General features: G+C 47.1%; 1 protein-coding gene. It reads right to left on the minus strand.

What is annotated here, in order from left to right; all coding sequences use genetic code 11:
• Nucleotides 1–560: nucleoside phosphorylase (locus tag D8792_RS11145; RefSeq protein WP_125374020.1), on the minus strand; the 560-nt coding region annotated here is incomplete at its 3' end.
• Nucleotides 561–643: the final 83 nt, after the last annotated feature.

Below are 643 nucleotides of genomic sequence, written 5' to 3' on the forward strand. Positions count from 1 at the left end.
GCCTCTTTTCGCCTGCGCAGCTTGTCCGCAGTCTCTCGGAAAATGCCATCGGTCGTCCAAACCTTGCCCAAACTATGGGAAATCCTTCGCTGCTCAAGGAAATTTACCAGAAAATCCTGCAAGCCGACATTGACCGCTATCTCCGAACTAGCCGGCTGGCAATGATAGCTAGTCCCCTCATCGCGCAAGGCTGCTGTCGGAATAATGATGGATGTTTCTTTGATATCCTCGTCTAGCACACCACAAGTCCCAAATAGAACCAGTCTTTTCATGCCAAAAGCGATCAAATCCTCCAGAATAGCCACACAAGCAGAAGCCCCAACTGGAGCATTGAAAAGAGCTAGCTCCTGCCCATCCACAAAGACACGATAAATAGGAATCTCAATGTTGGCCATAGATGTCGTCGTAATCAACTCATGGTCAAAATCCGCCAGCATTCGGGCAAAGGTCTCCCGAGCAAAGCAGGACACTGCCGTCTGCGGAAAGCCTTCAATAGGCTCTATCAAATCCTCTGGATTGATGATGGCCTTACGGTTTTGATCAAACTCTTCAAGAATCATCGACTTGTTTTGTCCCTTTCTTTAGCATAAAATAGCCAGCTAACATCCACTGACTCTATCCTACTATTGTATCATAAAAAGGC

Source organism: Streptococcus cristatus, assembly GCF_003943505.1.
Lineage (GTDB): Bacteria > Bacillota > Bacilli > Lactobacillales > Streptococcaceae > Streptococcus > Streptococcus cristatus_E.